Raw genomic sequence first — 26,621 nt, 5'->3', positions numbered from 1 at the left:
TATATCAATTCAACTTAACGAATCCGGGCTGAGTCCCGGATTTTTTTTGTCTGCATTTACTTCATCTGCAAATTTTTGTACATTTAGTTTTTAAATTATGTAAATGGAAAAAAATTCATTGTTTCGAAAGTGGTCAATTCAACCCGGTGAAGCGGAACTGATTCCCTGTAATACCTTTGTTTTGGGTGTAAGACGGGAGAAAGAGGGTTGGTTTATTAAGGTGTTCGACGATGTTTCCAATCCTGAAGAAGTGAATAAGGATGACATCCGTGAGGGAGAATACTACCATTCCGGAAAGTCGAACAGCCTGATCATAGCTCCTGCCCTTCAATATAAACCACTGGTATTCAAAGGCAATAAAATGGTGATTGCTCCGCATCAGCGCATGACCTTTTTTGTGCGTATTCCTCTGGTTTTACAGCTTTACTTTTCAAAAATTCAGGAAGATAACCTCTTAAAGGAAATTCCTTCGCGCAGGCTTTCCGACACCTGGTTTGGTGAGCCGGACAATGGCGTGGCTGCTTTTTCACTGGGCAACGAATATCATCTGAATTTCGACAGTAAAGATTTCAACGAACTGGAAGCTGTTTGTCCGGTTACCATTTTCAATAACTGGGACCAGCAACTTGAAGTACAACGCCTGATCATAAAAGCGGATAACATGTCGCTGTTCAGAAACGATCTTAAACTTGTAACCAGTGTTGTTAAACTGGAATACAGAGGACAGGACAACATTAGTTCGGTCAGTTACGGAACTTCGAAACAATATCATGGCGATAATCCCAATGTACTGGCCAAAGCCCGAAACGATGATACCAAAAGCCTGTTAAAAGCGAATTTTCATTTTATTAGAAACATTTATAATCGTACTGAATAATGGAATTTGACTGGTCGAAATATTTTAATGCCGAAAACCTGGAACGTTTGATAATAGCGGTGATCATTATTGTAGTCGGACTAATCCTGATTCACGGCGTATCTTACTTAGTAAAGAGGCTACTACCTAAAACATTGTCGAAGCAACGGCAAATGATCATAAGCAGGGCCATAAACTATACCGGGTATTTGGCTCTGGCAGCGGTTATCATTGCCGAACTGAAAATTCCGGTTGCGCCACTTTTTGGAACTGCCGGGGTAATCGGCTTAGTAGTGGGTGTAGCTTCTCAAACAAGTATCGGGAACATTGTAAGCGGCTTTTTCCTGGTTTCTGAAAAATCGTTTGAGATTGGCGATGTAATTAGAGTTGGCGATAAATCGGGCGTTGTATACAGCATCGACCTGCTCTCCATCAAAATTAAAACCTTCGATAATTTATTGTTGCGCATTCCAAATCAAACCATTATTAGCACCGAGTTGACGAATGTTACGAAGTTTCCGATCCGCCGTCTCGATTTTAATGTGAGCGTTGCCTACAAAGAAGATCTGAAAAAAGTAAAAGAATTGCTTGAGAGAGTGACGAAACAAAATCCACTTTGCCTCGACGAACCCGAACCTTTGATCGTATTTAAAGAGTTTGGTTCAAGTAGTATCGATATTTTATTGGGAGTTTGGTTCGAAAAAACCAATTACCTGGCAGTAAAAAATTCCATCTTCCTGGATATTAAATCCACCTTCGATGCAGAAGGAATCGAGATTCCATTCCCACACGTAACGGTATACACCGGCGAGGTTACCAAACCATTTCCAATTATTCAGAAAGAAGAAAAGGCGTAATTTATTACACAAAATACCAAGAAGAATTCACAAAGATCCACAAAGTTTTCTATACCAAAAAAGCGTCGTACCAAATCTGATACGACGCTTTTTTCATATACTCAATACTCAGTACTCACCACTGAATACTCTTATCAATTACATCAATCCTCTGCCTTTCAACAGTGGCTCAATTCCCGGTTCTTTTCCACGGAACTGCAGGTACAGGTTCATCGGATCGTCTGATCCACCTTTCGACAACACATTCTCGCGGAACGAAGCAGCAGTTGCCTGGTCAAACAAACCGTTTTCTTTAAACGCCTGAAATGCGTCCTTATCCAATACTTCGGCCCACAAATAAGCGTAGTAACCTGATGAATAACCTCCCGAGAAGATATGTGAGAAGTAGGTACTGCGGTAACGTGGCGCAATTTGCGGAATCAATCCGTATTTATCCATCGACGCTTTTTCAAAAGCCGCAACATCCATATTCGGATCCACTTCATTTAAGGTGTGGAAATCCATGTCCAGCAAACCAGCTGCCAGGAATTCAATAGTAGTAAAACCCTGGTTAAAATGCGCTGCATTGTTGATTTTCTTAACCAGTTCATCAGGAATTACTTCACCTGTTTTATAATGCTTTGCATACAATGCAAGCATTTCAGGTTCAAAAGCCCAGTTTTCCATAATTTGCGATGGAAGCTCAACAAAGTCGCGTGAAACCGAAGTTCCCGACAAGGTTCTGGTTTCGCAATCAGAAAGCAGGCCGTGCAAGCCATGACCAAACTCATGGAACATGGTTGTTACCTGATCCAAACTCAGCAACGAAGGCATGTCTTCTGTCGGAGCCGGGAAGTTACACACGTTGGTGATTACCGGAAGTACATTTTCGCCGTCCTTCATTTCCTGTTTGCGGAAAGAGCTCATCCATGCACCACCACGTTTGCTTGGGCGTGCAAAATAATCGGTGTAAAAAATACCAATTGGTTTACCATCGGCTTCTTTCACTTCAAACACTTTTCCGTCTTTGTGGTATTTTGGCAAATCGGTTCTTTCTGTGAATGTGATTCCCCAAAGCTTGTTAGCCAGGGTAAAAATTCCTTTCTGTACGTTGTCAACCTGGAAATAGGGTTTTACATCTTCTTCGCTCAATGCATATTTATCCTGGCGAACTTTCTCGGCATAATACCACCAATCCCAGCCTTCAATTTTAATATTGGCGCCTTCTTTGTCGGCAATAGCCTGCATATCAACCACCTCTTGTTTAGCTACCGGCAAAGCCTTTTCCCAAACCTGAGTTAAAATATCGTACACATTTTCAGGATTCTGAGCCATATTCTCTACCAGAATATATTCTGCATGGTTGTTGTAACCAAACAGTTTTGCACGCTCGCTGCGCAATTCAACAATTCGGGCTACAATTTTATTGTTGTCGTATTCATTGCCATTATCGCCTTTCAGGATGTAACCTTTGTACAACTTCTCACGCAAGGCCCGGTTTGGCGAATAAGTAAGGAAAGGATACAAACTCGGGCGGCTAATGGTAAAAATCCATTTGCCTTCTTGTCCTTCTTCTTTTGCAGTGGCAGCAGCAGCCGAAACAGAAGATGCCGGCAAACCTTCTAAATCAGCTTCATCTTCAATAACCAGTTTGAAAGCATTGTTATCTTTCAAAACGTTTTCGCCAAATTGTACCGACAGCGTTGCCAATTCACCGTTGATCTCGCGCATACGAGCTTTTTTATCTGCTGGAAGTTCCGCACCACCTCGTACAAACGACTTGTATTTTTTCTCCAGAAAACGTGCTTCCTCAGTAGTCAGATCAAGGTTTTCACGCTGCTCGTAAACCGCTTTCACTTTTTTGAATAAACCTTCATTCAGGTTAATATCGTCGTAGTGTGCCGATAATAGCGGTTCGATATCTTTTTCAATGGTCTGAATACTATCGTTGGTATGTGCACCACTTAAGTTGCTAAACACATTATTTACACGATTTAAAAACGATCCGGATTTATCCAGGGCAACCATTGTGTTTTCAAAAGTTGGCTCTTCCGGGTTATTTACAATTGCATCAATTTCTTCCTTGTGCAAACGCATTCCCTCTGCAAAAGCAGGGCGGAAATCTTCATTCTTTATTTCATCGAAAGGTGGCACACCAAAAGGCGTATTCCACTCCTTAAAAAACGGATTATTCATATCAATTTTACTTTCATTTTTTTGCGACTGGCACGAGGTAAACGCCAGTGCAGCAACAATAATTAAAAACAGCAGTTTTTTCATTTCTAAAAGATTATGATTTACAATTTTGCCGCGCAAGATAAACATTTCTGCCTTTGTTTTATATGACAGACTGCAAGGTTTGAAGTTGAAAAAATCCGCTAAAGCACCTGTTTGCTAAAGTTTTGGTCATAATTCTAAAGGAAGCCTTTTACGGTTCGGTTGGTCAGATAAAAATCCTTACTTTTGTCGCATTCAAAAAAAGACAGAAAATTCGATTAAAATGAAGATAGCTTATTCCTGGTTAAAAGAATATATCCAATTGAACAAGTCTCCGGAAGAAATTTGTGATATTCTAACGCAAACCGGCCTCGAAGTTGGTGGTCTGGAAGAAGTAGAAACAATAAAAGGTGGCCTGGAAGGACTGGTTATTGGCGAGGTTATGACCTGCAAGGAACATCCAAACTCCGATCACCTGAGCATAACCACCGTGAATGTTGGAACCGATGAAGCTTTACCCATTGTTTGCGGTGCGCCAAATGTGGCGGCCGGGCAAAAAGTAGTTGTTGCTACTGTGGGAACAACACTTTACGACGGAGACCAGGAATTTACGATCAAAAAATCGAAGATCAGGGGCGAAGTGTCCATGGGAATGATCTGTGCCGAAGATGAAATTGGGATTGGTACCGATCATGATGGCATCATGGTGTTGGATGAAAATGCAAAAGTGGGTACCCCTGCCAAAGATTACTTTCGTATTGAATCGGACTGGGTGATCGAGATCGATCTGACTCCAAACCGGATCGACGGAGCTTCCGTAATCGGTGTTGCCCGCGATTTGGCTGCCTTTTTAAGTAAAGCGGAAAAGACAAGCTATTCAAAACCTTCGATTGACGCCTTTATGGTTGACAATCAAGACCTTGAAATTCCTGTAGAAGTAGGAACGCCCGAAGCGTGCCCGCGTTATGCCGGTGTGACCATTTCAGGAGTTGAAATAAAAGAATCGCCGGAGTGGTTGCAAAACCGCCTGAAAATGATTGGCCACTCGCCCATCAACAATGTGGTAGACATTACCAATTATGTGCTTTTCGAAACCGGTCAGCCGCTGCACGCTTTTGATGCTGACGAAATCGCAGGAAACAAGGTAGTTGTTAAAACACTGAACGCCGGCACAAAATTCACCACTTTGGATGAAGTTGAACGTGAATTGCACCAGGACGACCTGATGATCTGCAACACCGAAGAAGCCATGTGTATTGGTGGTGTTTTTGGTGGCATCAAATCGGGCGTAAAAGAATCGACAAAAAATATTTTCCTTGAAAGTGCCTGCTTCGATCCGGTTTATATACGAAAAACGGCTCGTCGCCACGGACTGAATACCGATGCGTCGTTCCGTTTCGAACGTGGAGTTGATCCAAACAACACAATTTATGCGCTGAAACGTGCTGCCATGCTGATCAAGGAAATTGCAGGTGGAAACATCTCTTCTGAAATCGTGGATATTTATCCCGAACCGATCGAAGATTTCAAGGTTGAAGTAAGTTACGCCAACATCGCCCGGCTGATCGGAAAAGATCTGGGTGCTGAGTTGATCAAAAACATTCTTACTTCACTCGAAATAAAAATCGATGCTGAAACTGAAACAGGACTTTCGCTCAGCGTTCCTCCTTACCGTGTTGATGTAAAACGCGAGGCCGATGTTATAGAGGAAATCCTCCGAATTTACGGTTACAACAATGTTGAAATACCAACCCAGGTAAACGCATCGCTGCAAACTGCAGAAAAACCAAGCCCTGACGGCGTAAAAAATCTGGTTGCCGAAATGCTGACAGCCCAGGGTTTTAATGAAATCTGGTCGAACTCGTTAACCAAAGCATCGTATTACGAGAACTTAAAGGATTTCAAAGCCGAACAAACCGTGATTATTTTGAATCCGCTAAGTGCCGATTTGAACGGTATGCGCCAGACACTGCTGTTTGGAGGTTTGGAATCGATTGCCTACAACGCTAACCGTCAAAGTAAAAATCTTAAATTCTATGAGTTTGGGAATTGCTATTTCTATAAAGGCACGCAGTTGAAAGACCAGCCTGCCAATAATTACTGGGAAGAAAATCATCTTGGATTATTCGTTACCGGCAATAAGGAACAGGAAAACTGGACAACCAAAGAAGAAAGCGCATCATTTTTTGGATTGAAAAGCTATGCCGAAAAGATTTTGAAACGTCTTGGACTCTTGAATCAGAACACACAGGTTGCTGCTTCGGAAAGCGAATTGTTCTCCGACGGTTTAAGCTATACTTACAACAACAAGGTGGTTTTGGAATTGGGTATCGTCGCAGGCAGCTTCCTGAAAAAATTCGATATCGATTCTCCGGTTTACTATGCCGATTTCAATTGGGACAATGTTTTCCATGCTCATAAAAAACACAAGGTGCTGTTTGACGAGTTACCGAAGTTTCCGGCTGTTCGCAGAGACCTTGCCTTGTTAATCGAAAAGAGCATTACATTCAACCAAATAAAACAACTGGCATTTAAATCAGAACGTCAGCTCCTGCGCGAAGTTGATTTGTTTGATGTTTACGAGGGCAAAGGTGTACCGGAAGGTAAAAAATCGTACGCGGTAAGTTTTATTCTTCGCGACGACAACAAAACGCTGAACGACAAACAAATCGATAAAACTATGCAACGTCTTATTGCTGCTTTTGGTCGCGATTTGGCTGCAGAGTTGCGCTAAACAAAAAAGGAAACTATCTTTGTTTAAACAGAATGAACAGAGATTTAACCATAAAGAATACGATTAGGAAACTGAACAGGCTTCCGGATGAGAAACTTCCGGAAGTAGAAGATTTTGTGGATTTTCTGTTGCAAAAAATTGACGATGCCCTTTTAACAGAAGGGATACAACAATTAACTTCCGAATCAAAAGTTTTCGATTATTTGCAGAATGAGGAAGATTTGTATACCGTTAATGATCTGAAAGAAAGATACAAATAACTAATCTTTTCAATAATTCTTTCTTCCAAAACTAGCTGGACATGCAAAAAGGTGACATTGTACTAATTCCTTTTCCATTCACAGATTTATCAGGGAGGAAACTTAGACCGGCACTGGTACTGTGCAGTTCGGTAAAAGATGTTACTGTATGTTTCATCACAACACAATTTCAATGGGAAGAAGAATTTGACATCGAAATTACACCTTCAGCAGAAAATGGAATTAAAAAGTCTTCCTTAATTCGAGTTAGCAAATTAGCCACAATTGACAGTGATCTTGTTATTGGCGAATTAGGAAGGATTGAAGATCACTATATCAGTCGTTTGAACCGAAACCTCATCCAAATTTTTCAGTTAGATTAAAAGATGCAGAACCACACAAAAGGTATCATTTACGTAGGCATTACAGCCTTTTTGTGGGGGTTTCTGGGGATTGCCTTAAAAGTAGCTGTTCGCGAAGTTGATCCGGTAACCGTAGTTTGGTTCAGGTTTTTAATTGCTTTCGTTGGACTTTCCGGATGGCTGGCAATAAAAAATCCTTCTTCATTTAAAATAATTACCAGACCGCCGCTTCTGTTGATTTTGGCGGCCCTGGCTCTTTCGTGGAATTATATGGGTTACATGTTGGGAGTGCACTACACCACACCCAGCAATGCCAACCTGATAATTCAGAGTGGCCCGCTGCTACTGGCGACAGCAGGATTTGTATTGTTTAAAGAACCGCTTCATAAAAAACAGATCATCGGCTTTGCTATTGCCATTGTTGGATTCGTTTTCTTTTACCGCGATCAGTTAGCTGCATTTTTTGAAGCAAAAGGAAGTTACAATACAGGCATCCTCTTCACGTTTTCAAGCGCCGCAGCCTGGGCTACTTATGCCATTCTTCAAAAGAAACTGGTAGTAAAACACCCTGTAAACAGTTTGAATCTCGTGTTATTCGGGTTGCCTGCCATTCTTTACATTCCGTTTCTAAACCTGACTCCGCTGCTTCATCTGCACTGGACCTGGTGGGTACTCCTCTTTTTTCTGGGGATGAATACCCTGGTAGCCTACACTTTTTTGGCAAAAGCATTACAATATATTGAAGCCAATAAAGTCAGCATTATTCTTATAATGAATCCGATGATCACCTTCGTTACTATGGGAATCCTCACAAAAATGGATGTGTCGTGGGTGCAGCACGAACGTTTTACTCCAGTTACAATATTTGGAGCACTGATTCTTTTAACCGGTGCAATTTTGGTAGTCAAACAACCCAAAAAATCAAGTAAATAGAATCCTGTAAAAATTCATTCTTTTTTACTTCGGTCAGGCTTAAACTCTGAACCTGTTTAATTGTTTATCTTCACAGAAAACTAAATCCTATGATTTTAAGAAGACTTTTCATCTTTACATTTTCCTTTCTCGTACTAATTTCCTGTTCTTCCGATCTTCCTGAAATTACAACAGTTACGGGAGGAATCCCGCTTAAAAAAATGGGAAAGACACTGGTGCATGAACACCTCCTTGTAGATTTTATCGGAGCCGACAGTACCGGTTATCATCGCTGGAATAAAGATGAAGTAATTGAAAAAGTACTACCCTATCTTATCGAAATAAAAAAACTGAATTATAAAACCCTGGTGGATTGCACTCCGGCATATCTTGGGCGGGATGTTGAGTTATTAAAAACACTTTCCGAGAAATCGGGAGTTCAGATTATAACCAATACCGGATACTATTCAGCCTACAACGGAAAGTTTTTGCCGCAACATGCATTCACTGAAACAGCTCAGGAAATAGCCGCCCGCTGGATCGATGAAGCCAAAAACGGAATTGAAGGGACCAGTGTTTATCCGGGTTTTATAAAAATTTCGGTTGAACGTGCGCCACTTCAGGACATTAACCGAAAAATCGTTGAAGCTGCCTGCATAACGCATCTTGAAACCGGACTGACCATTATGTCGCACACCGGACCTGCGGAACCGGCCTTCGAGCAACTGGAAATACTTCAGCAATATGGAATAGATCCATCTGCATTTATCTGGACACACGCCAGTGACGAAAGGGACATTAACCAACTTTTGAAAGCCGCAAAAATGGGAGCTTTTATTTCGTGGGATAAATTCAAACCCGAAGATGCTGAGCGCTACGTTGAGTTCTTCCTTTTTATGAAAAAACATGCTGTTCTGCATACCTTGCTGTTCTCGCACGATGCAGGCTGGTATAAACCGGGAGAACCGGACGGTGGGGACTTCAGGGGATTTACCGATATTGAAAATTATCTGATACCAGCACTGGAGAATGCCGGCGTTGCCCAGTACGATATTTTCCAGGTCTTCTTTAAAAATCCTGTGGAAGCCTTCAGAATAAAAAAACGCTTAATTAACGAAGAGGAATAAACTTCCCGGAACAGAGCATTACACTCCACGAAACGCCCAAAATATTCTGCTTTTACGAAATGTAACTAAATCTTTCTTTTTCGTATAAACTAGAGACTGTAAACAAATTTTACCAAAAACTGCCTTTATCTCCTGTCTGTATATTTTAGGTTGAAACCGTACTTTGAAAACGATATCCCAGACTATACTTCCTGCTAATACGCTGATTTATTATTAATTAATCAAAAATGAAGTAAAACAGATGAAAACCGCAATTGTTACCGGAGCAACCGGATTTATCGGCTCCCGATTGGCGCTCAAATTACTTAAACAAGGTTGGATTGTCCACGTGCTGGGACGCTCAAAAAACAGTACATCATTCGAAACAAGGATTTTTCATGCGATTGACGATATCACCGGCGTTCCTGAAAACAGAGCTTTGTTTAAAAATCTGTTTTGTCACGATGTAGATATTTGCAACCCGAGGCTGGAAATGCAAAACCTTATCCACAGTCATCATTTCGATTCTGAAACTTTACTGTTTCATGTTGCAGGAGATACACGTTTTAATCCTCCCAGTCCTGAAATGCAACACAACATTAATGTTTCGGGCCCCTTAAATATCATCAAAGCTTTTCATAACCATTTATCGAAAGTGGTGCACGTAAGCACAGCATATGTTGCAGGAAAAAGAAAAGGTAAAATTTTGGAAGGCGAATTGGATGAAGGCCAGGAACACCGTAATAATTATGAGAAAAGTAAACTAAGCGCCGAAGTTGAAGTAACCAAATTGTGTGAACAACTTCAACTGCCTCTTTGCATAACCCGTCCTTCAATTATCATCAATGACTCGGTAACCGGCCGCTCGCCAACGCTTACACATTTTAATGCTTTGGTTTATGTGGTTACACGAATCCAGAAACATTTCAAAAACGATAAAAATGTGAATCCCAGCAAGGAATTCAGGATGCCTATTGATCCTACCGCCCGCCCGAACCTCGCACCGGTTAATCCCATCGTAGATGCCTTAATAAAAGTAGGCACAGAATCTACTGCCCCGTGCAAAACTTATCATTTGTGTCATCCGCATCCTCAGTCGAATTACGAGATCGTTAAACTTATGGCACAAGCATTCGGCATACAGGATTTTATCAACCTGTCGTTCGTGTATAAATTCCCCGAAAAATTTAGTTACACTGAAGAAATGATGTTGCGGTCGTTAAAACAGTACTTGCCCTATTTGAATGAATATTGTGAGTTTGATGTAACGAATACACGATCAATCATCCCGGATTACGATTCCACTTTTCCCGTAATTACTCCGGATTATCTGGATAAAGTGATCTATTATCAGCGGCATCGTCAGTTGCGGGAAAGCCACCATTAAAAAATGGATTGGAACACATGAGATTTCTGGCTCAATAACCGACGCCAAAGCTCCAAAGTAACTTTCAGATTTGTTGTCTGTGCAAAATTGGACTGGTCTTTTTTGGTCGTTGCCCGGAGTTGAAATAAAACTTTAGTGAGAGCGGGAAACTCTCCTGAGTATTCGGGAAGGAGATCACCCCTGCCTACCGGCAGGCAGGCGACCGAACTTGGGTTTTATGAAAACGCAGGGAAATGAACAAAAGCAGCCTTGAACTTTGTGCATACTATTTGGTTCAAGGCTAATAGTATGGCCGCCGGCAGGCATATAATTTAAAATTGTATTGCTGTTGTACTAATAATATAATCCACTGGATTTTTAACGTGAGTCTTCTCCAATTCAGTTTGGAATACACAATTGAATACAAAAAAAGCAGCCCAAAGAGCTGCTTTTTTAAGCGGTGACGATCCCGAGAATTCGGGAAACTCGCTACCTCAATTCTTTGCATCAATTAATCGTTGATAGAAACTTCTATTCCTCTGTTTTTTTAGAAAGCGTTCACGTCTAATTGCTTCTGACTTATCTAAAAAATCTTCCACATAGACCAGCTTCCATGGTCGCTTTCGTGAAGAATACCTGGTACTACCGGAATTATGCTTTTGGAGTCTTTGATCTAAATCTGAAGTATAACCGATATAAAAGCTGGAATCCTTTTCGCTTTGTAGGATATAAACAAAATACTTCATAATTAAAAGTTACAAAGTATCTTAATCTCAACAAGTGTTCTATGAGAAAAAACTGTCTATATCAAGAAACTTACTACATTCTCCAATTCAGTTTGGAATTCACAATTGAATACAAAAAAAGCAGCCCAAAGAGCTGCTTTTTTAAGCGGTGACGACGAGACTCGAACTCGCGACCTCCGGCGTGACAGGCCGGCATTCTAACCAACTGAACTACGCCACCATAAAATATAGTGTCAAATAATATTCTCAAAAAATTGCGGTGACGACGAGACTCGAACTCGCGACCTCCGGCGTGACAGGCCGGCATTCTAACCAACTGAACTACGCCACCGTATTTTTAGAACTTACCCCCGCTCGCGGCTTAAATCCCCTTTGCGAAAGGTGTTGCAAATATATACTTTCTTTTTTTACCTGCAATACAAAAAATAATTTTTTTGAAAATTTACATATACCACTGATAACAAGAACATTACAGTAAATTATTTACTTCAAAGTGACCACATTATCAGGGTTCAGAACCTTTTCTCCGCTCCACCGGTAGGCCGTTAAATTGGAGGTGCCTGTTACACAGGAATCTACACAGCAGATATTGGGTTTTATTATCACAGGTCCGTTCCATCGGCAATAGTGTCCAAAAAACAAAAGTGGAGCATCTTCGGGATAAGGATGTACTCCGGGCAAAATTTCCACAGGAACGGTATAATCGGGCAGTGTATATTTGCTTTCAAACGATAAGTCCTTAAATGTCTTTCCTTTCGGATCTTCCCACCACTTAATACGAAATGAACGTGGCATCACTCCCTTGTTATTTCTGACGTGTAGATCGGAAGGCATCTTCAAATAAACTCCTTTTGTCAGCAACCAAACGTTCTGGCTGATTTCAGAATCGGAGTTTTTGTGAATCGTTCGGAAAACCTTTTTTTTAATCCTGCCTTCTGTGTAGATCGACCGGGCAACTTCAATTGCCTTTTCCGACCAACAGGCATGTACTATTCGAATGTCACCAAAATCGAGAAAAAGTGGAAGTGTTCTCAGCCAGTTCAAAGTATCTTTCCACTCCAGTGGTTCCAGTTTAAATTCGTTAATGGTCTTAAATAACGATAAGAAATACTTATTGGGCTTTCTGATGAGTAATGATCCTTGTTTGTCTTTGGTGTGATAAATGATCGCATTAATTTCGTGGTTGCCCAGCACAGCATAAGCATTTCCGGCTTCAACCATCGATCGGATCATGCGAAGCGTTTTGCGGATCTCAGGCCCCCTATTGATAAAATCACCTACAAAAACTGCCTTACGATCAGGGTGCGAAAAACTGCCATTGGTTTTCTCGTACCCCATTTTTTTTAAGAGCTTCTTTAACATGGAAGCCTCACCATGAACATCACCGATTATATCGTACATATGGATTTTTAAAAAATCGAATTTATAAAAAATAGCTGTCCACCACATGATGAACAGCTATTTTCTTTTGAAGATTTAAAATGAATTCTACCAGAAATAGGAATAGAATGCGATAATAATAACAATGATAACAATTGAATTTATAACATCCCATTTCCCCCAGCTGTCGCGAACTTCAGCACGTTGTTCGGCAGTGGCTGATCCCATGGTTAAACCAACAATGGTATTCGGATCTTTCGGTTTGGTAAAGTAACTGATTACTATCATTGATATGATAACCAGGATAAACAGATATATTTCGTAATGCAACCAGTTATGCGATAAAATTACTTTATAAAGGATCGATTCTTCGCCAACAGAACCTGAAAATACATTAAGTCCAAGACGTAACATTCCAAGAGTAAAACCAATTATTAATCCCCATAAACCGGCTGCCGGAGTTGTTTTTTTCGAAATGACTCCGAGTAGAAATACTGCCGCAATACCAGGAGCAAGTAATGACTGAACGTCCTGTAAGTACTCATAAAGCACTTTTCCTATGCCTTTCATAACCGGAATCCAAAGGATACCCAGCAACACAATTACAACTGTTGCCAAACGACCAACCAAAACGTAATGCTTCTCAGTTGCATCAGGCACATATTTTTTGTAAAAGTCGATCGTAAACAACATGGCCGACGAGTTAAATAAAGAAGCCAGCGAACTCATTAATGCAGCCAGAATACCACCAATTACAATTCCTTTAAAACCGATTGGCAGCAGCTCTGTTACCAAGGTAGAAAAAGCCGCATCGTTAGAAGACAGTGTTATCAAGCCTTTTTGGTTTAAGGCATAAGCAATCATACCCGGAATTAAAAAGATAAAAACCGGAGTTAATTTCAGGTAAGCACCAAAAATGGCACCACGTCTTGCCTGTTTCATATCGCGTCCAGAAAGTACACGCTGAACAATAAACTGATCGGTACACCAGTACCAGAAACCTATAATTGCTGAGCCCAGTATCACACCTGTCCACGGGAAATCAGGATCGTTATGCGACCGCATCAAACTGGTCATTGAATCGCCATGTACCGTTACATTGGCACGCGTAATTTCCATTAGTTCGTTCCAGCCTCCCACTTTTATTATTCCGAGCACTAAAATGGCGATGGAGCCTATTAAAAGAATGGGAGTTTGCAGCACAGAGGTATAAAGCACCGCTTTCATCCCGCCAAATGTGGTGTACAAACCGGTTAAAACCACCAGACCGATGGCGCTTATCCAAAAGAAATCGATGTTGTATCCGAAGAAAGTAACGTAATCGATATTAAAAACATCCTTAAAAACAACACCTCCGGCATACACTGTTACAGCCACCTTCGTAAGCACGTAGCTAACAATTGAAATTACGGATAAAAATGAACGTGCATGCGGATTGTATCGTCTTTCGAGGAACTCGGGCATGGTGAAAACTTTGCTCCTTGCGTAAAAGGGAACAAAAAGCCATCCCAGCATCAATATCATCCAGCCGTGCATTTCCCAGTGGGCCATGGCCATACCACTTTCAGCACCGGCGCCGGCCAGTCCCACTAAGTGTTCGGAGCCAATATTCGAGGCAAAAATGGAGGCACCAATTGCTATCCAGGTAGCATCTCTCCCAGCCAGAAAATAATCTGAAGTATCTTTCTCTTTTTGCAGGAGAACCCATACAATAATTCCAATCAGCCCAAGAAAAAACAGGCCGAGAATGATCCAGTCTAAACTACTCATAATCCATTGTTTTGGTTTGAACTTGGTTTAATTAATAACGGTGAAATTAACGTTTATTTTTTAAAATCCGGATATTGTTAAATGCTATTGAACAGCAAATAGGGAATATCTGATCTGCGGATAAAACAATCATGATTCCAGGGAATCACCAACAGGAATGAAAGCCATACAAATTTATGCAGACTCTCCCTCATTCCCTCTCTGCGAGCAGAGAGGGACGATTGTGTCGTAGGCACAATCAGGGTGAGTTAATAATAAATGATTCTACCCCTGATAACCAATTATTGCACTACGAGACTTTCAGAAAAAAAAGCCACCCGTCATGCAACGAGTGGCTTTAGGGATAATCCCGAATTGATTGTTATCCGACAAAATGAAGGATAACGGTATATTTTCTACAATTTATGCATCTGCACGTTTGTGAACTTTACTACCAATAAGTGCATAGAATAACAGGTATCCCAAACCGAGTAAGATTACCCAGTAACTTGGTAAATAACCAGCTATATCGGCAACTTTACCCTGAATCAGCGGAAGGATACCTCCACCAACTACCATGGTCATAAAAATTCCGGAAGCGGCTGCTGTATATTTTCCTAAACCTTCAACGGCAAGGTTAAAAATACCACCCCACATAATTGAGGTACACAAACCTACCAAAACAAGTAACATGGCATTAATTGGCACTTCTGCCAAACCAAATGATAGCGAGCCGGTTGCCGATCTCATCAAAACAGGCAACGAAACTTCATTGGCTGTTGATGAAAACATTGCTGCAGCAATTAAAATAATTCCAACTAACGATGTAACTGTAAGCATTGATTTACTGCTTACTTTACTACCTATCGAAGCTCCCACCAGGCGGCCAATTAACATTAAAAACCAATAGGTTCCGACTACATAACCGGCGGTTGTTTTTCCTACAGGTGAATCTGACAACCAGAAATTCAGAAATCCCGGAACACCAATTTCAACACCTACATAAATAAAGATGGCAACTGCACCAAGTATTAAATGACGATACTGTAAAGCACCCGTCATTGCACTCTTCAGTGATTCTGATTTGTGTTCTGCATGTGGTTCAGGAATTTTTACACCCATTAGTACAAAGAATACCAGGGCAAAAACTCCCATGGCAATGTACATCACCGGGAAAACATCCGAAATCTGTGCTTTGGCAGCTTCACCAATCAAAATCCCAACAAAGGCAGGTGTGAAGGTGGCCATTACCGAGTTAAATGAACCTCCTACCTGGATAAGCTGGTTTCCTTTATTGCCACCACCACCTAAGGTGTTTAGCATTGGATTTACAACGGTGTTCAACAAAGTCATTGAAAAACCGGATACAAGAGCGCCTACCAAATAAACTGAAAAAGCTGAATCTTGGCTAGCATGTCCTGAAAGGTATTGAATTCCTACACCTATAAAACCTACAGCAACAGCAATCAAAGCTGTCTTTTTATAACCAACTCGTTGCAAAAGCAAGCCGCCGGGGATTCCCATAATGGCGTAGGCAATAAAGTTCATTGCATTACCAAGCATCCCTTCAAAATTGCTTGCCCCAAACTGGTCCTTCAGGACAACTCCCATTGGTGCAGCAAGATTTGTTACAAATGCGATCATACCAAAAAGCAGGATCATCATTATAATCGGCACCGTGTAATTTTGTTTTTTTGATTCCATAATGATTAATATTGATTTAAGTAGTAATTATTCGAATTCCTATTTTGAAATGCAACCGGAAATTTTTCGGCTAATCCTCTTAAAAACAGAATAAGATTGAGGTGCTGAAAAAAGAAACGTTCCAGTTTGAATATCATTAGAAATGTATCTCGTTAATTTAGGCTGAAAGCCAATCCCGTATGCTTTTCGTATACGCCCGAATTGACTTTCTGCCCCAAAGTTAAAATATCGATTGAATTTGCGAACGCTTGCCTGTACTTTTTTATTTATTTAAAATACTTCCATTATGAATGAGCCGGCAACCATTCACATTTTAGCAATCTATTTACAAATCGAGTTTAACCGATCCTTTTGAACGGATGAAGAGTTTGTGACAAGATCCCTTACCATAAACATGCTCCAGTGTTTTTACGTATTCGTCGATTTTCTCTTGTGGAACAAAGGCCTGAATGGTTCCACCAAAACCACCACCATGAACACGCCATGCACCGCTTCCTTTCAGTATCATTTCGCTTAATGCCAGTGCCAGCGAAACTACCTGCTCGTCTTTGTGCACCACATCGAAAATATTCTGGTTGTACATGTACGAACTGTAACCCGATTCAACTACCATTTTCAGGAAAGCAGCAAAATCGTTGTTTTCCAAAGCTGCTACCTGGTCAACTACACGCTGGTTGTCGCCCTGAAAGTGGAAGGCACGTAAAATAGCTCGGTCACCAGTTTTTTCGCGAATTTCAGGAATTTTATCAATGATCTGTTCCAAAGTAACTTCGCGCAATACGTTTGCTCCGAGTTCGGCTGCTACGGCTTTCATTTCAGTAGGTAACGAGGCATACTCTGCCTGCGAAGCCGGGTCGTCGTGACCACCACCAACATCGGTAATTACCAGTGAGAATCCGGTTGAAACAAAATCGAAATCAACCTCTTTTACGATCGGATTCGCAGGATCTTTAAAATCGATAGTGATCAAGCCACCAACCGAACAAGCTGTCTGGTCCATCAAACCACAAGGTTTTCCGAAATAGTTATTTTCCGACCACTGCCCGATAATAGCATTTTCAACAGCCGACATTTTTCCGTCGTTAAAAAGCTCGTTGATAATGGCACCGATCAGTACTTCGAAAGATGCAGAAGAACTCAAACCCGAACCTTTTGGTACACGGCCTTCAATACAGGCATCGAAACCACCAATTGCGTATCCATTAGCTTTCATTTTTGCAGCAATCCCTTTTACAATTGCCTCTGAAGTGTAGAACTTCGATTCGTCAATATTCAAGTCAGAAAGATCGACCTGGAATTCAGGATATCCTGCAGATTTAATGCGAATGGTATCGCTTCCATTTGCTGCCGCAACAGCAATATTATCGAGGTTCACGGCACCTGCCAACACACGGCCGTAGTTGTGGTCGGTATGGTTACCACCAATTTCGGTACGTCCGGGCGAACTAAATAAACTTACATCGCTGTTTGCGTAAGTGCTTTCAAATTCATCCATCAGATCGGCATATCTTTCTGCCTGTGCTTTTAATACAGCAGCATCGGTTCCGTACAATTCCTGAAAAACAGGATTATTTCCTCCGTTGATTTTTTCAACCAAACTTGTAATTTGTGTCATAATGTTCTCTTATTAATTTTTATTGATTTATATATTTATTTCAATTTTACAGGCTGCTTCTAACAATCAATTTCGACGGATTTCTAACCTGACCCTTTTTCTTGTTCAATACCATTTGCGCCAGGGTCTGCCCCATTTCGTTAAAGTCGGTTGAAATGGTTGTTATACCACCTGCAACCACTTCCTTCAGGGTAGTGTCGTTAAACGAAACAATTCCAAAACGTTTGCCCAGTTTGTACTTGTATTTTTTAGCCAGTTTTATCACTTCCACCAATTCGCGATCAGAAATAATAAAATAGGCTTCGTACATCGACGGATTGGCACTATTCAGGCTTTTCACCACTTCATAAGCGATTTCGTTCTCTTTGCAGAATTTCTCGAAACCTGCCGTCCGTTCAACAGGCTCCTTACCTCCGGGATTGACGAAAACCAGTTTTCTGTATTTTTTCAGAATTGACTTTCCTTCGGTCATCGCATTGTAAAGGTCCTGCTCAAAATCCTGATAAACCACCGAATAGTTTTTAAGCTCCTTTTTCATACGGTCGAGTATATAAACTTTATCATTCGGCAACTTGGTCAGCAGGTGACCGATGTTATCGAAAGAAGCAGGCATAATCACATACGAAGTATACTTACCTATACTCTCGGCAATCAGATTTTTGAAAACCTTATAATTGAAATGATGAAAGTAAACATCAACATAGGCCTTCCCTTTCAATTCGTTCATCAGTCCGTTGTAAAGGTCTTCCTTAAACGCATTCAACTCGTCGAACAAAACAAAAACCTTCTCTTCAAGCTGAATTTCGGTGCTGGCAATGTAGTAGCCCTTCCCCGGCTGGCTGAGAATGATACCCTTCGCTTTTAATTCGTTAAACGCCACCATTACCGTATCGCGACTGAGGTTGAAGTTGGCACAAATCTGGTTTATCGATGGTATTTTATCGCCCTTTTTTAACCATCGTTTTTCAATGGCCGTAAATATCGAATCGATGATTTGCCGATACTTGGGTTTCGATGATTTTGGATCGATATGAATAATACGTTTAGCTACCATAAATCAGATTTGGTGAGTACAAAAATAGAAGTTTTAAGGAATAAAAATATGCTCTACAACACCACCAGTACCCACCAGTTGGTTTTTCTTTTTTTGCAAATTTGTAGGGCATTGAATTTCATGCGGTCAAATGCTGAAATCAATCAGAAAAGAAACCATTTATTTCAGAAAATTTAAACTGCAAATTGTAAAAAAGAAATATCTTACACCGCATTTATCAATAAAATCGGAATTTAAAGCATTATTGTTATGAATATTACAACTTCAACATTTGGAACACTTAAAGACGGAACAGAAGCAAAACTTTTCACACTTAGCAACGATAACATTACTATTAAAATAACTAATTACGGAGCAATTATTACAGCTGTAGATATGCCCAATAAAAATGGCAGTATCGACAATGTGGTTTGTGGCTTCGAAAAACTCGAAACTTACCTGAGCGACGAATACCTGGGAAGCTACCCGTATTTTGGCGCGATTATCGGACGGTTCGGCAACCGAATAGCAAAAGGAGAACTCGAAATTAACGGAGAAAAATATCAGTTAGCCATAAATAACGGCCCAAACAGCCTGCATGGCGGAAACATTGGTTTCGACCGTAAATTGTTCGATGCTGAAATCATTGAAGAAGCCGGCGAAGTTGGTGTAAAGCTAACTTATTTGAGTCCTGACGGTGAAGAGAATTACCCGGGAAACCTAAAAGTTACCTGCATCTACACCTTAAATAAGGAAAATGAACTTGGAATTCAGTATTATGCTGAAACAGATAAAACCACTGTGGTTAACCTGACAAACCACACTTACTTCAACCTGAGTGCCTTTAAAGAAAATGTTTTGAATCACGAGTTGGAACTCACTGCTACCAAAATGACCGAAATGATCGATCAGATTCCAACAGGCAAAATCATTCCTGTTGTGGGTACTGCTTATGATTTTAACACGCCGCGAAAACTGGGTGCAGCTGGTCTGGAGATGGGCTACGACGACAACTATGTTTTCGACAATGAACCCAACGAACTGGAATATGTAGGTGCCTTATCGGAAGCGCAAAGCGGAAGGAAAGTTGAAGTGTACACCACGCAGCCAGGCATTCAATTGTACACCGGCTACTGGAATCCGGAGCTTACAATTGACGGCAAAAAGAGATTTGGTAAATTCTCGGGAGTGGCACTGGAAACACAACACTTCCCCGATTCAGTTCACCACCGTAAATTTCCTACTACGCTGTTAAAGCCAGGAGAAATTTACGACCAAAAAACTGTCTATAAATTTATTACTGAATAAATTGAAATGCCCGAAAGGGCATTTTTTATGGTCGTAAGTAGATTAATGCAAGCTCCTTTTTACTATTTTTGATTTCGTCTAACTGAATTTTTCATTCTAAAAAGTGTAAAATAAAACGAGTCATGTATCTTCGCGACCGGTTTATTTCGAACTAAAATTGTGCTGCATTATGAAAACCATTATCGAATTATTTGAAACCGCCGTAGCTAATTACCCCGATAATTTTTACCTGTGGGAGAAAACCACTGATAAGTATGAAGGCACTACCTACAAGGAAACGCATGAAAAAGTATTGGACCTGGCTGCAGGGCTGATACAAATGGGTTTCAAAAAAGGCGATCGTGCCGGACTAATAGCTGATGGACGAAACGACTGGATCATCAGCGAACTGGGAATGTTGTATGCCGGTGGAACAAATGTTCCGCTCTCCATCCGGCTACAGGACAATGAGTTGGCTTTCAGGCTCCAGCATAGCGGAAGCAAGTACATTTTTGTTTCGAAACAGCATGCCTATAAAGTTGAGGCCATTCGCGAACAGTTGCCCGATCTTGAAAAAGTAATTTATCTCGACGGAAAAGAAAATCCGGGTGACAATGACCTCGATTACCGTAAGATTGTGAAAGACGGCGCAAAATACCGCAAAGAAAATCCGGAAAAAGTGGAGGCCGTTTGGAAAGCCGTTCAACCTGATGATGTAGCCAATATTTCCTACACTTCGGGAACCACTGCCGATCCCAAAGGCATCATGTTGTCGCAATTGAATTATGCGGCAAATGTTGTACAGTCGAATTCGCTGATGCACCTAAAAACCGAATGGATCACGCTGGCTATCCTTCCGTGGGATCATGCTTTTGCGCACACTACCTGTCTTTATGTATTTATGTATAAAGGCGCAAGCATTGCATCGGTTGAAGTTGGAAATTCTCCGCTCGAAACGCTAAAAAATATTCCTAAAAATATTCAGGAAATTAAGCCATCGCTTATGATGAGTGTACCGGCTTACTCCAAAACTTTCAAGAAAAATATTGAGGCTGGAATTCGTAAAAAAGGGAATACGCTTTACAAGTTATACGAGTTTGCACTAAAAGTTGCCTATGCCCATAACGGCTACGGAAATAACCGGGGAAAAGGATTGCGCTTTTTCCTGAAACCGCTGTACTGGATTTTTGATAAAATTCTGTTCACAAAAATTCGTGAAGGATTTGGTGGCAATATGGAATTCTTTATCGGAGGAGGTGCTCTGCTCGATGTGGAACTTCAAAAATATTTCTATGCTATCGGGATGCCAATCTGCCAGGGATACGGGCTTACTGAGGCTTCACCTGTTATTTCGTCGAATGTGCCGCATGATGTTAAATTCGGCTCTTCGGGAAAATTGGTAAAAGACCTCGAACTTAAAATTCTGGATGAAGACGGTAAAGAACTACCAATTGGCGAAAAAGGAGAAATTGTTGTTAAAGGCGACAATGTGATGCTGGGGTATTGGAACAACCCGACTGCCACAGCCGAAACCTTAAAAGACGGTTGGCTGCATACCGGCGATATGGGTTACATGGGAAAAGATGGTTTTCTTTATGTACTGGGCCGTTTTAAAAGTCTGCTGATTGGTAACGATGGGGAAAAATACAGTCCCGAAGGAATCGAGGAAGCCGTTGTTGACCAGTCTCCATATATTCAGCAGGTAATGCTTTACAACAACCAAAATCCGTACACTGTGGGAATGATTGTTCCCGACATTGATGCCATCAACCGCGAACTGAAAAACCGAGGAATTGAGAAAGGTTCCGCTGAAGGAAACAAAGAAACGATAGCCATCATTCAACAGGAATTACAGGAGTACAAAAAAGGAGGTAAATACGCAGGAATGTTCCCCGAACGCTGGTTGCCGGCAACGGTTGCCATTTTGCCTTACGCATTCTCAACCGATAACAAAATGCTGAATGCTACCATGAAAATGGTTCGCGGTAAAGTTACCGAAGGATTTGCCGCCGAACTTGAATTCCTTTATACACCTGCAGCTAAAAACATAGAAAACGAAATGAACCTTAAAGCCGTTGAGGCCTGGAATAAATAAGAAAGCCAAAAGACAAAACAATGATTATAGAAACACACTCCTACCCGCGGGCTGCCGTTATCGGTAATCCCTCGGATGGATACTATGGGAAAACCATAGCTTTTTTGTTCTCGAATTTTAAAGCCAGCGTACAGCTGTACCACTCACCCGAACTGAAGATCTATCCGCAGGGTATGGATATCACGTCTTTCGACAGTATCCATCATTTGGTTGAAAACGTGAATTTGAAAGGATATTACGGTGGAATCCGCTTACTGAAAGGTGCAATTAAAGTATTTTACGAATACTGCGAACGCCAAAATATAAAACTCGACGGACGGAATTTTACCATCCGTTATCATTCCGATATACCATTGCGTCTTGGTCTTGCCGGATCGAGTGCCATTATCACCGCCTGTATGAAAGCCTTGATGTCGTTTTACGGTGTTGACATTCCGCGAGCAGTAATGGCCAATCTTGTTTTAAGTGTTGAAACCGTTGAACTGGGTATTGCTGCCGGTTTGCAGGATCGCGTAGCCCAAGCTTATGAACAACCCGTTTTTATGGATTTCAATAAGGCCACAATGGATAAACAAGGTTACGGCAACTACGAGTTGTTAAAGGCCGAAAACTTCAAAAATATGTACATTGCTTTCCGGAAAAACCTTTCGGAAGGTACCGAAGTCTTGCACAATAATTTGCGGGCACGTTATAATATTGGCGAGAAAGTAGTGCACGAAGCCATGGAGAAATGGATCGGGTTGACCGACTCCTATCGCGACGCACTGCATAAAAACGATCAAGAGGCCATTCACGATCTCATCAATCAGAATTTTGATCTGCGGAGAAGTCTGGTTGCCATTTCCGACGGTAATATTGAGATGGTTGAAACAGCAAGATCTGTTGGAGCATCAGCAAAATTTACAGGTTCAGGCGGTGCGATCATTGGTACTTACGCCGATGAAAACATGTTTGAAAATCTAAAAAGCGCGCTGGCTGCAAAAGAAATAGAAGTGATAAAACCCAGTATAGTAAACAAGAAAAATGGTTAAAAAAGCAGTAATTCCTGCAGCAGGTTACGGTACCCGGTTTTTGCCGGCCACCAAATCGTCGCCAAAGGAAATGATCCCGATTATAGATACTCCCGTTATCCAGTATGTAGTAGAAGAAGCCGTTGCCAGTGGCATTACCGATATTTTAATGATCATCGGGAAAGGTAAACGTGCCATCGAGGAACACTTCGACAGAAGTCCTGTTCTGGAAGAAACGCTGGCTCAAAAGGAGAATTTCGAGATGCTTGAAAAAATTCGGGCGATTTCGGAAATGGCCAACATTCATTTTGTCTGGCAAAAAGAAATGAACGGACTGGGCGATGCCATTTTGCATGCCAGGTGTCATGTTGGAAACGAACCATTTGTGATCCTTCTTGGCGATACCCTGGTTCAGAGCGAAGATGGTCCTGTTACCAAGCAGCTCATCGATGTGTATAACCAGCAAAAAGGTTCGGTTATTGCGCTCGAAGAAGTTAAGCCTGAACTGGTAAGCCGCTATGGTGTTGTAGATGGCGAATCGATTTCGGATAATGTGGTAAAAGCCAACGACTGGATTGAAAAACCATCGGTGGAAGAAGCGCCATCAAACCTGGCCGTTGCTAGTCGCTACTTGTTTACACCCGAAATTTTCGATTACCTCGAAACAACATTGCCGGGTAAAAACAACGAAATTCAATTGACCGACGCCATGCGCGAGATGGTTAAAAATCATCCTATGTACGGCATGAAATTCAAAGGTAAACGTTACGACATAGGAAATAAACTTGGATTCCTGAAAACCAATATCGAATTTGGATTGAAAGATCCTGAAATTGGTGCCGAATTAAAAAGCTGGTTGAAAGATTTTGCCGGCGAACTTTGAAACAAGCCACCCGGACTTCACGTTTTAAGGGTGTAGAGATCGAATAGATTTTCTTATATTTGCGCACTATTCTACGGGGCTGACTGGTTTTGACAGCGGGTAGAAGAGGCAGGTAAGCATGCAGGGTTTTGGTTGTTGACCCTTTAAAATAATGATCAAACCACAATTGGCGAAAATAATTACGCTCTTGCTGCGTAACCGAACTAAGTAGGTTACCTTAATTCCGAAACTAGGTTTTGGGACGAGACATCGCCCGGATGCTAATGCTTTGAAGCGGTCCGATCAGGCGGTGCAAGTAAATCGAAGCTAGTGGAAATGAGGCTCTGGCGTTTCTGCGAAAATTAAAGAGCTAAGGTAAACGTTGGTGGCCCTGATCCGGCGTTTATTCGAAAATCAAGTCTGGGGATAAGCATGTAGAAAGCTTGTAGCTTCCTCGTTTGGACGCGGGTTCGACTCCCGCCAGCTCCACTTTTGACCACCACTTTATGACTTCTGACCCCTCGACATCACCGAGTTTCGGGGGTTCAGAATCATATTTCAACCGATTGTTTAATCCTTATAATGCTAATGAAATTTCAAATGAACTTGAAACAACAGGAGAAAATATTGAACAATTCTTGTTTATTCTTGGGAACAATCTTAAAATTTAAAGCACTCCACATGCGCTCGTTTTAGTTACAAACACACAATATGCGCTCACAATTCTTGCACTGCGCCCATTTTATTTTTATATTGCACTTGAAATTCTACAAAAATGAACAATAGCACCCATTTTTCTCAGATCGCACCTGTTTTTCATGGGAAACAGAGTCCTGAAAAAGGACATATCGTTGGCTACGCTGCAATCATCGATAAATTAAGACTCCCCATTCCAATTCCTTATCAAATTACTTTAGTATGTAACCAGAATAAAAACTATGAAACCGATGATTGGAAAATCCTTCCCAAATCATATCTACCTGCGGATAATTCTGATTTGACAGAAATTGAAGCCTTGTACAAACAATTGGTTTTCGCACTGAAATATGAAGGTATCAACCTCCTGGTATATAGAAAGATTACTCAACATTATTCAGCAGAACAATTAAAAAACCTGGTTAATATTGAACCAACCGGTCAATACAGCAGGAGAATATGGTTTTTAATCGAATGGATTACAGGGAAGCAGTTAGAGGGAAAAGAAGCCCTCTCCCGGAAAAGTTATGTTCCTTTGGTTGATGAAAAACTTCAATTTGCAGTATTGGGAGAAAAATCTTCCCGACATTTAGTTATAAACAATCTTCCCGGAACTCCGGAATTTTGCCCACTAATCAGAAAAACACCAAAACTTGAAAATTACATTCAAACTCAATTTTCTGAAAAGAACAGGTTATATCTAAATGATATACATAAAGATATTTTGCAACGAGCTTCTTCATTTCTGCTATTGAAAGATTCCAAAGCTTCATTCAAAATAGAAGGAGAAAGCCCAAAGGCTAAACGTGCTGCCCGCTGGGGACAAGTCATAGGACAAGCAGGCAGTATAGATTTACGTTTTGAAGAATTGGCCCGACTACAACAAATCGTTATTGAAAACGATCGCTTCGTTGAGATGGGTTTTCGAAAAAAGGGAGGTTTTGTTGGAGAACATGACAGAACTACAGGAGAGCCTATACCAGAGCACATTTCAGCAAGATGGCAAGATATTGAAACCTTAATAGCTGGTCTGATTGCTACAAACAAGCTATTAATAAAAAATGAATTTGATGCAGTATTGGCTGCTTCGATGATAGCATTTGGTTTTGTTTTTATACATCCATTTGAAGACGGGAATGGAAGGATTCATCGATACTTAATACATCACACTCTGGCTAAGAAGAATTTCTCACAACGGGGTATAATATTTCCGGTTTCAGCTTCAATACTGGACCATATTGATGATTACCGAATGATATTAGAAAAATATTCTCATCCTCTTCTAGACTACATTGAATGGAGAGAAACTGCAGACCATAATATAGAGGTATTAAATGATACAATTGACTATTACCGTTATTTCGATATCACTCCTCAAGCTGAATTTCTTTACGATTGCGTAATCGATACCATTGAAAATATCATACCCGCGGAGGTATCCTATCTTGGGCATTACGATGAATTTAAACGTTTTGTAGATGATGAATTTGAAATGCCGGATAAAATGGTTGCTTTATTGGTTCGGTTCTTGGATCAGAACAATGGAGAACTTTCTAAACGAGCCAGAGAAAAAGAGTTTGAAGCTTTATCCGAAACCGAAGTTAAGCAGATTGAATTGAGGTACAATGAAATATTCAAAACGCAATAATTAATACCAAAATAAATGTAAAAACAACGCTGGTGAACGATTCGGTTAACACTCAAATCCGCCCATTCACAAATAGCTAATTTAGTGCTAAATACACATAATTTTCGACTCCCGCCAGCTCCACTTTCACGAAATACATAAATCTGATTACGAACGCCTTACAGCGTT

20 protein-coding genes, 2 tRNA genes and 1 other RNA gene are annotated in these 26,621 nt (G+C 41.0%); 14 read left to right on the top strand and 9 right to left on the bottom strand.

Annotation, left to right across the window (positions count from 1 at the left end; all coding sequences use genetic code 11):
- Positions 1–103: 103 nt before the first annotated feature.
- Together HFD85_RS06225 and HFD85_RS06220 are read left to right on the top strand one after the other, a co-directional pair.
- Positions 104–877: a DUF432 domain-containing protein gene (locus tag HFD85_RS06225; RefSeq protein ID WP_167606263.1), complete on the top strand. Its 774-nt coding sequence runs from the start codon at positions 104–106 to the stop codon at positions 875–877.
- Positions 877–1,713, top strand: coding sequence for a mechanosensitive ion channel family protein (locus HFD85_RS06220; protein ID WP_167606261.1), 837 nt, complete (start codon positions 877–879; stop codon positions 1,711–1,713). Before HFD85_RS06225 ends, HFD85_RS06220 begins: the two co-directional genes overlap by 1 nt.
- A gap of 138 nt (positions 1,714–1,851) precedes the next feature.
- Here HFD85_RS06220 and HFD85_RS06215 read toward each other — a convergent pair whose 3' ends face one another.
- Positions 1,852–3,972 carry a M3 family metallopeptidase gene (locus HFD85_RS06215; protein ID WP_167606258.1) on the bottom strand — a complete coding sequence of 707 codons (2,121 nt, stop codon included), beginning with the start codon at positions 3,970–3,972 and terminating at the stop codon, positions 1,852–1,854.
- 220 nt (positions 3,973–4,192) lie between these two features.
- On the opposite strand from HFD85_RS06215, the gene pheT reads away from it, so the two are divergent.
- From pheT to HFD85_RS06185, 6 genes are all read left to right on the top strand, one after another.
- The gene (gene pheT / locus HFD85_RS06210; RefSeq protein WP_167606255.1) at positions 4,193–6,643 is read left to right on the top strand and encodes a phenylalanine--tRNA ligase subunit beta; all 2,451 of its coding nucleotides are present in this window, start codon (positions 4,193–4,195) and stop codon (positions 6,641–6,643) included.
- A gap of 32 nt (positions 6,644–6,675) precedes the next feature.
- A complete protein-coding gene (locus HFD85_RS06205; protein WP_167606252.1) occupies positions 6,676–6,903 on the top strand; it encodes a hypothetical protein in 228 nt (75 codons plus the stop codon).
- A 41-nt stretch (positions 6,904–6,944) separates the two neighbouring features.
- On the top strand, positions 6,945–7,265 hold the full coding sequence (locus HFD85_RS06200; RefSeq protein WP_206081868.1) for a type II toxin-antitoxin system PemK/MazF family toxin: 321 nt from the start codon (positions 6,945–6,947) through the stop codon (positions 7,263–7,265).
- Between the two features lie 3 nt (positions 7,266–7,268).
- Positions 7,269–8,177: a DMT family transporter gene (locus tag HFD85_RS06195; protein ID WP_167606249.1), complete on the top strand. Its 909-nt coding sequence runs from the start codon at positions 7,269–7,271 to the stop codon at positions 8,175–8,177.
- Positions 8,178–8,266: 89 nt separating this feature from the next.
- On the top strand, positions 8,267–9,283 hold the full coding sequence (locus HFD85_RS06190) for a phosphotriesterase family protein (RefSeq protein WP_167606246.1): 1,017 nt from the start codon (positions 8,267–8,269) through the stop codon (positions 9,281–9,283).
- Positions 9,284–9,524: 241 nt separating this feature from the next.
- Positions 9,525–10,649: an SDR family oxidoreductase gene (locus HFD85_RS06185; protein ID WP_167606243.1), complete on the top strand. Its 1,125-nt coding sequence runs from the start codon at positions 9,525–9,527 to the stop codon at positions 10,647–10,649.
- A 473-nt stretch (positions 10,650–11,122) separates the two neighbouring features.
- On the opposite strand, the gene HFD85_RS21875 is transcribed toward HFD85_RS06185, so the two are convergent.
- From HFD85_RS21875 to HFD85_RS06145, 8 genes are all read right to left on the bottom strand, one after another.
- Positions 11,123–11,374 carry a GIY-YIG nuclease family protein gene (locus HFD85_RS21875; protein WP_167606240.1) on the bottom strand — a complete coding sequence of 84 codons (252 nt, stop codon included), beginning with the start codon at positions 11,372–11,374 and terminating at the stop codon, positions 11,123–11,125.
- 146 nt (positions 11,375–11,520) lie between these two features.
- Positions 11,521–11,594: transfer RNA gene (locus tag HFD85_RS06175), tRNA-Asp, on the bottom strand.
- A gap of 37 nt (positions 11,595–11,631) precedes the next feature.
- A tRNA-Asp gene (locus HFD85_RS06170) sits at positions 11,632–11,705 on the bottom strand.
- Positions 11,706–11,857: 152 nt separating this feature from the next.
- Positions 11,858–12,775: a metallophosphoesterase gene (locus HFD85_RS06165; protein WP_167606238.1), complete on the bottom strand. Its 918-nt coding sequence runs from the start codon at positions 12,773–12,775 to the stop codon at positions 11,858–11,860.
- An 87-nt stretch (positions 12,776–12,862) separates the two neighbouring features.
- Positions 12,863–14,524: a sodium:solute symporter gene (locus HFD85_RS06160; RefSeq protein ID WP_167606235.1), complete on the bottom strand. Its 1,662-nt coding sequence runs from the start codon at positions 14,522–14,524 to the stop codon at positions 12,863–12,865.
- Between the two features lie 402 nt (positions 14,525–14,926).
- Entirely contained in the window at positions 14,927–16,207 is a 1,281-nt protein-coding gene (locus HFD85_RS06155) for an MFS transporter (protein ID WP_167606232.1), read from the bottom strand.
- 325 nt (positions 16,208–16,532) lie between these two features.
- Positions 16,533–17,822, bottom strand: coding sequence for a galactokinase (locus tag HFD85_RS06150; RefSeq protein ID WP_167606229.1), 1,290 nt, complete (start codon positions 17,820–17,822; stop codon positions 16,533–16,535).
- A 46-nt stretch (positions 17,823–17,868) separates the two neighbouring features.
- Entirely contained in the window at positions 17,869–18,876 is a 1,008-nt protein-coding gene (locus HFD85_RS06145) for a GntR family transcriptional regulator (RefSeq protein ID WP_167606226.1), read from the bottom strand.
- Positions 18,877–19,125: 249 nt separating this feature from the next.
- On the opposite strand from HFD85_RS06145, the gene HFD85_RS06140 reads away from it, so the two are divergent.
- The 6 genes from HFD85_RS06140 to HFD85_RS06115 all read left to right on the top strand — a co-directional run bounded on the left by HFD85_RS06140 (position 19,126) and on the right by HFD85_RS06115 (position 26,453).
- A complete protein-coding gene (locus tag HFD85_RS06140) occupies positions 19,126–20,163 on the top strand; it encodes an aldose epimerase family protein (RefSeq protein ID WP_167606224.1) in 1,038 nt (345 codons plus the stop codon).
- Between the two features lie 169 nt (positions 20,164–20,332).
- The gene (locus HFD85_RS06135; protein WP_206081867.1) at positions 20,333–22,237 is read left to right on the top strand and encodes an AMP-dependent synthetase/ligase; all 1,905 of its coding nucleotides are present in this window, start codon (positions 20,333–20,335) and stop codon (positions 22,235–22,237) included.
- 20 nt (positions 22,238–22,257) lie between these two features.
- Positions 22,258–23,268, top strand: a complete 1,011-nt coding sequence (locus tag HFD85_RS06130; RefSeq protein ID WP_167606222.1) for a mevalonate kinase family protein — start codon at positions 22,258–22,260, stop codon at positions 23,266–23,268.
- Positions 23,261–24,130: a UTP--glucose-1-phosphate uridylyltransferase GalU gene (galU, locus tag HFD85_RS06125; RefSeq protein ID WP_167606220.1), complete on the top strand. Its 870-nt coding sequence runs from the start codon at positions 23,261–23,263 to the stop codon at positions 24,128–24,130. Before HFD85_RS06130 ends, galU begins: the two co-directional genes overlap by 8 nt.
- Positions 24,131–24,205: 75 nt before the next feature.
- Positions 24,206–24,601: a transfer-messenger RNA gene (ssrA, locus tag HFD85_RS06120) on the top strand.
- A 283-nt stretch (positions 24,602–24,884) separates the two neighbouring features.
- Positions 24,885–26,453, top strand: a complete 1,569-nt coding sequence (locus HFD85_RS06115) for a Fic family protein (protein ID WP_167606217.1) — start codon at positions 24,885–24,887, stop codon at positions 26,451–26,453.
- The last annotated feature ends 168 nt before the right edge of the window (positions 26,454–26,621 follow it).

This window comes from Maribellus sediminis (assembly GCF_011799805.1).
Taxonomy (GTDB): Bacteria; Bacteroidota; Bacteroidia; order Bacteroidales; family Prolixibacteraceae; genus Draconibacterium; species Draconibacterium sediminis_A.
Note: the sequence above shows the minus strand (reverse complement) of the source record. Positions and strands in the feature narration are given on the sequence as shown.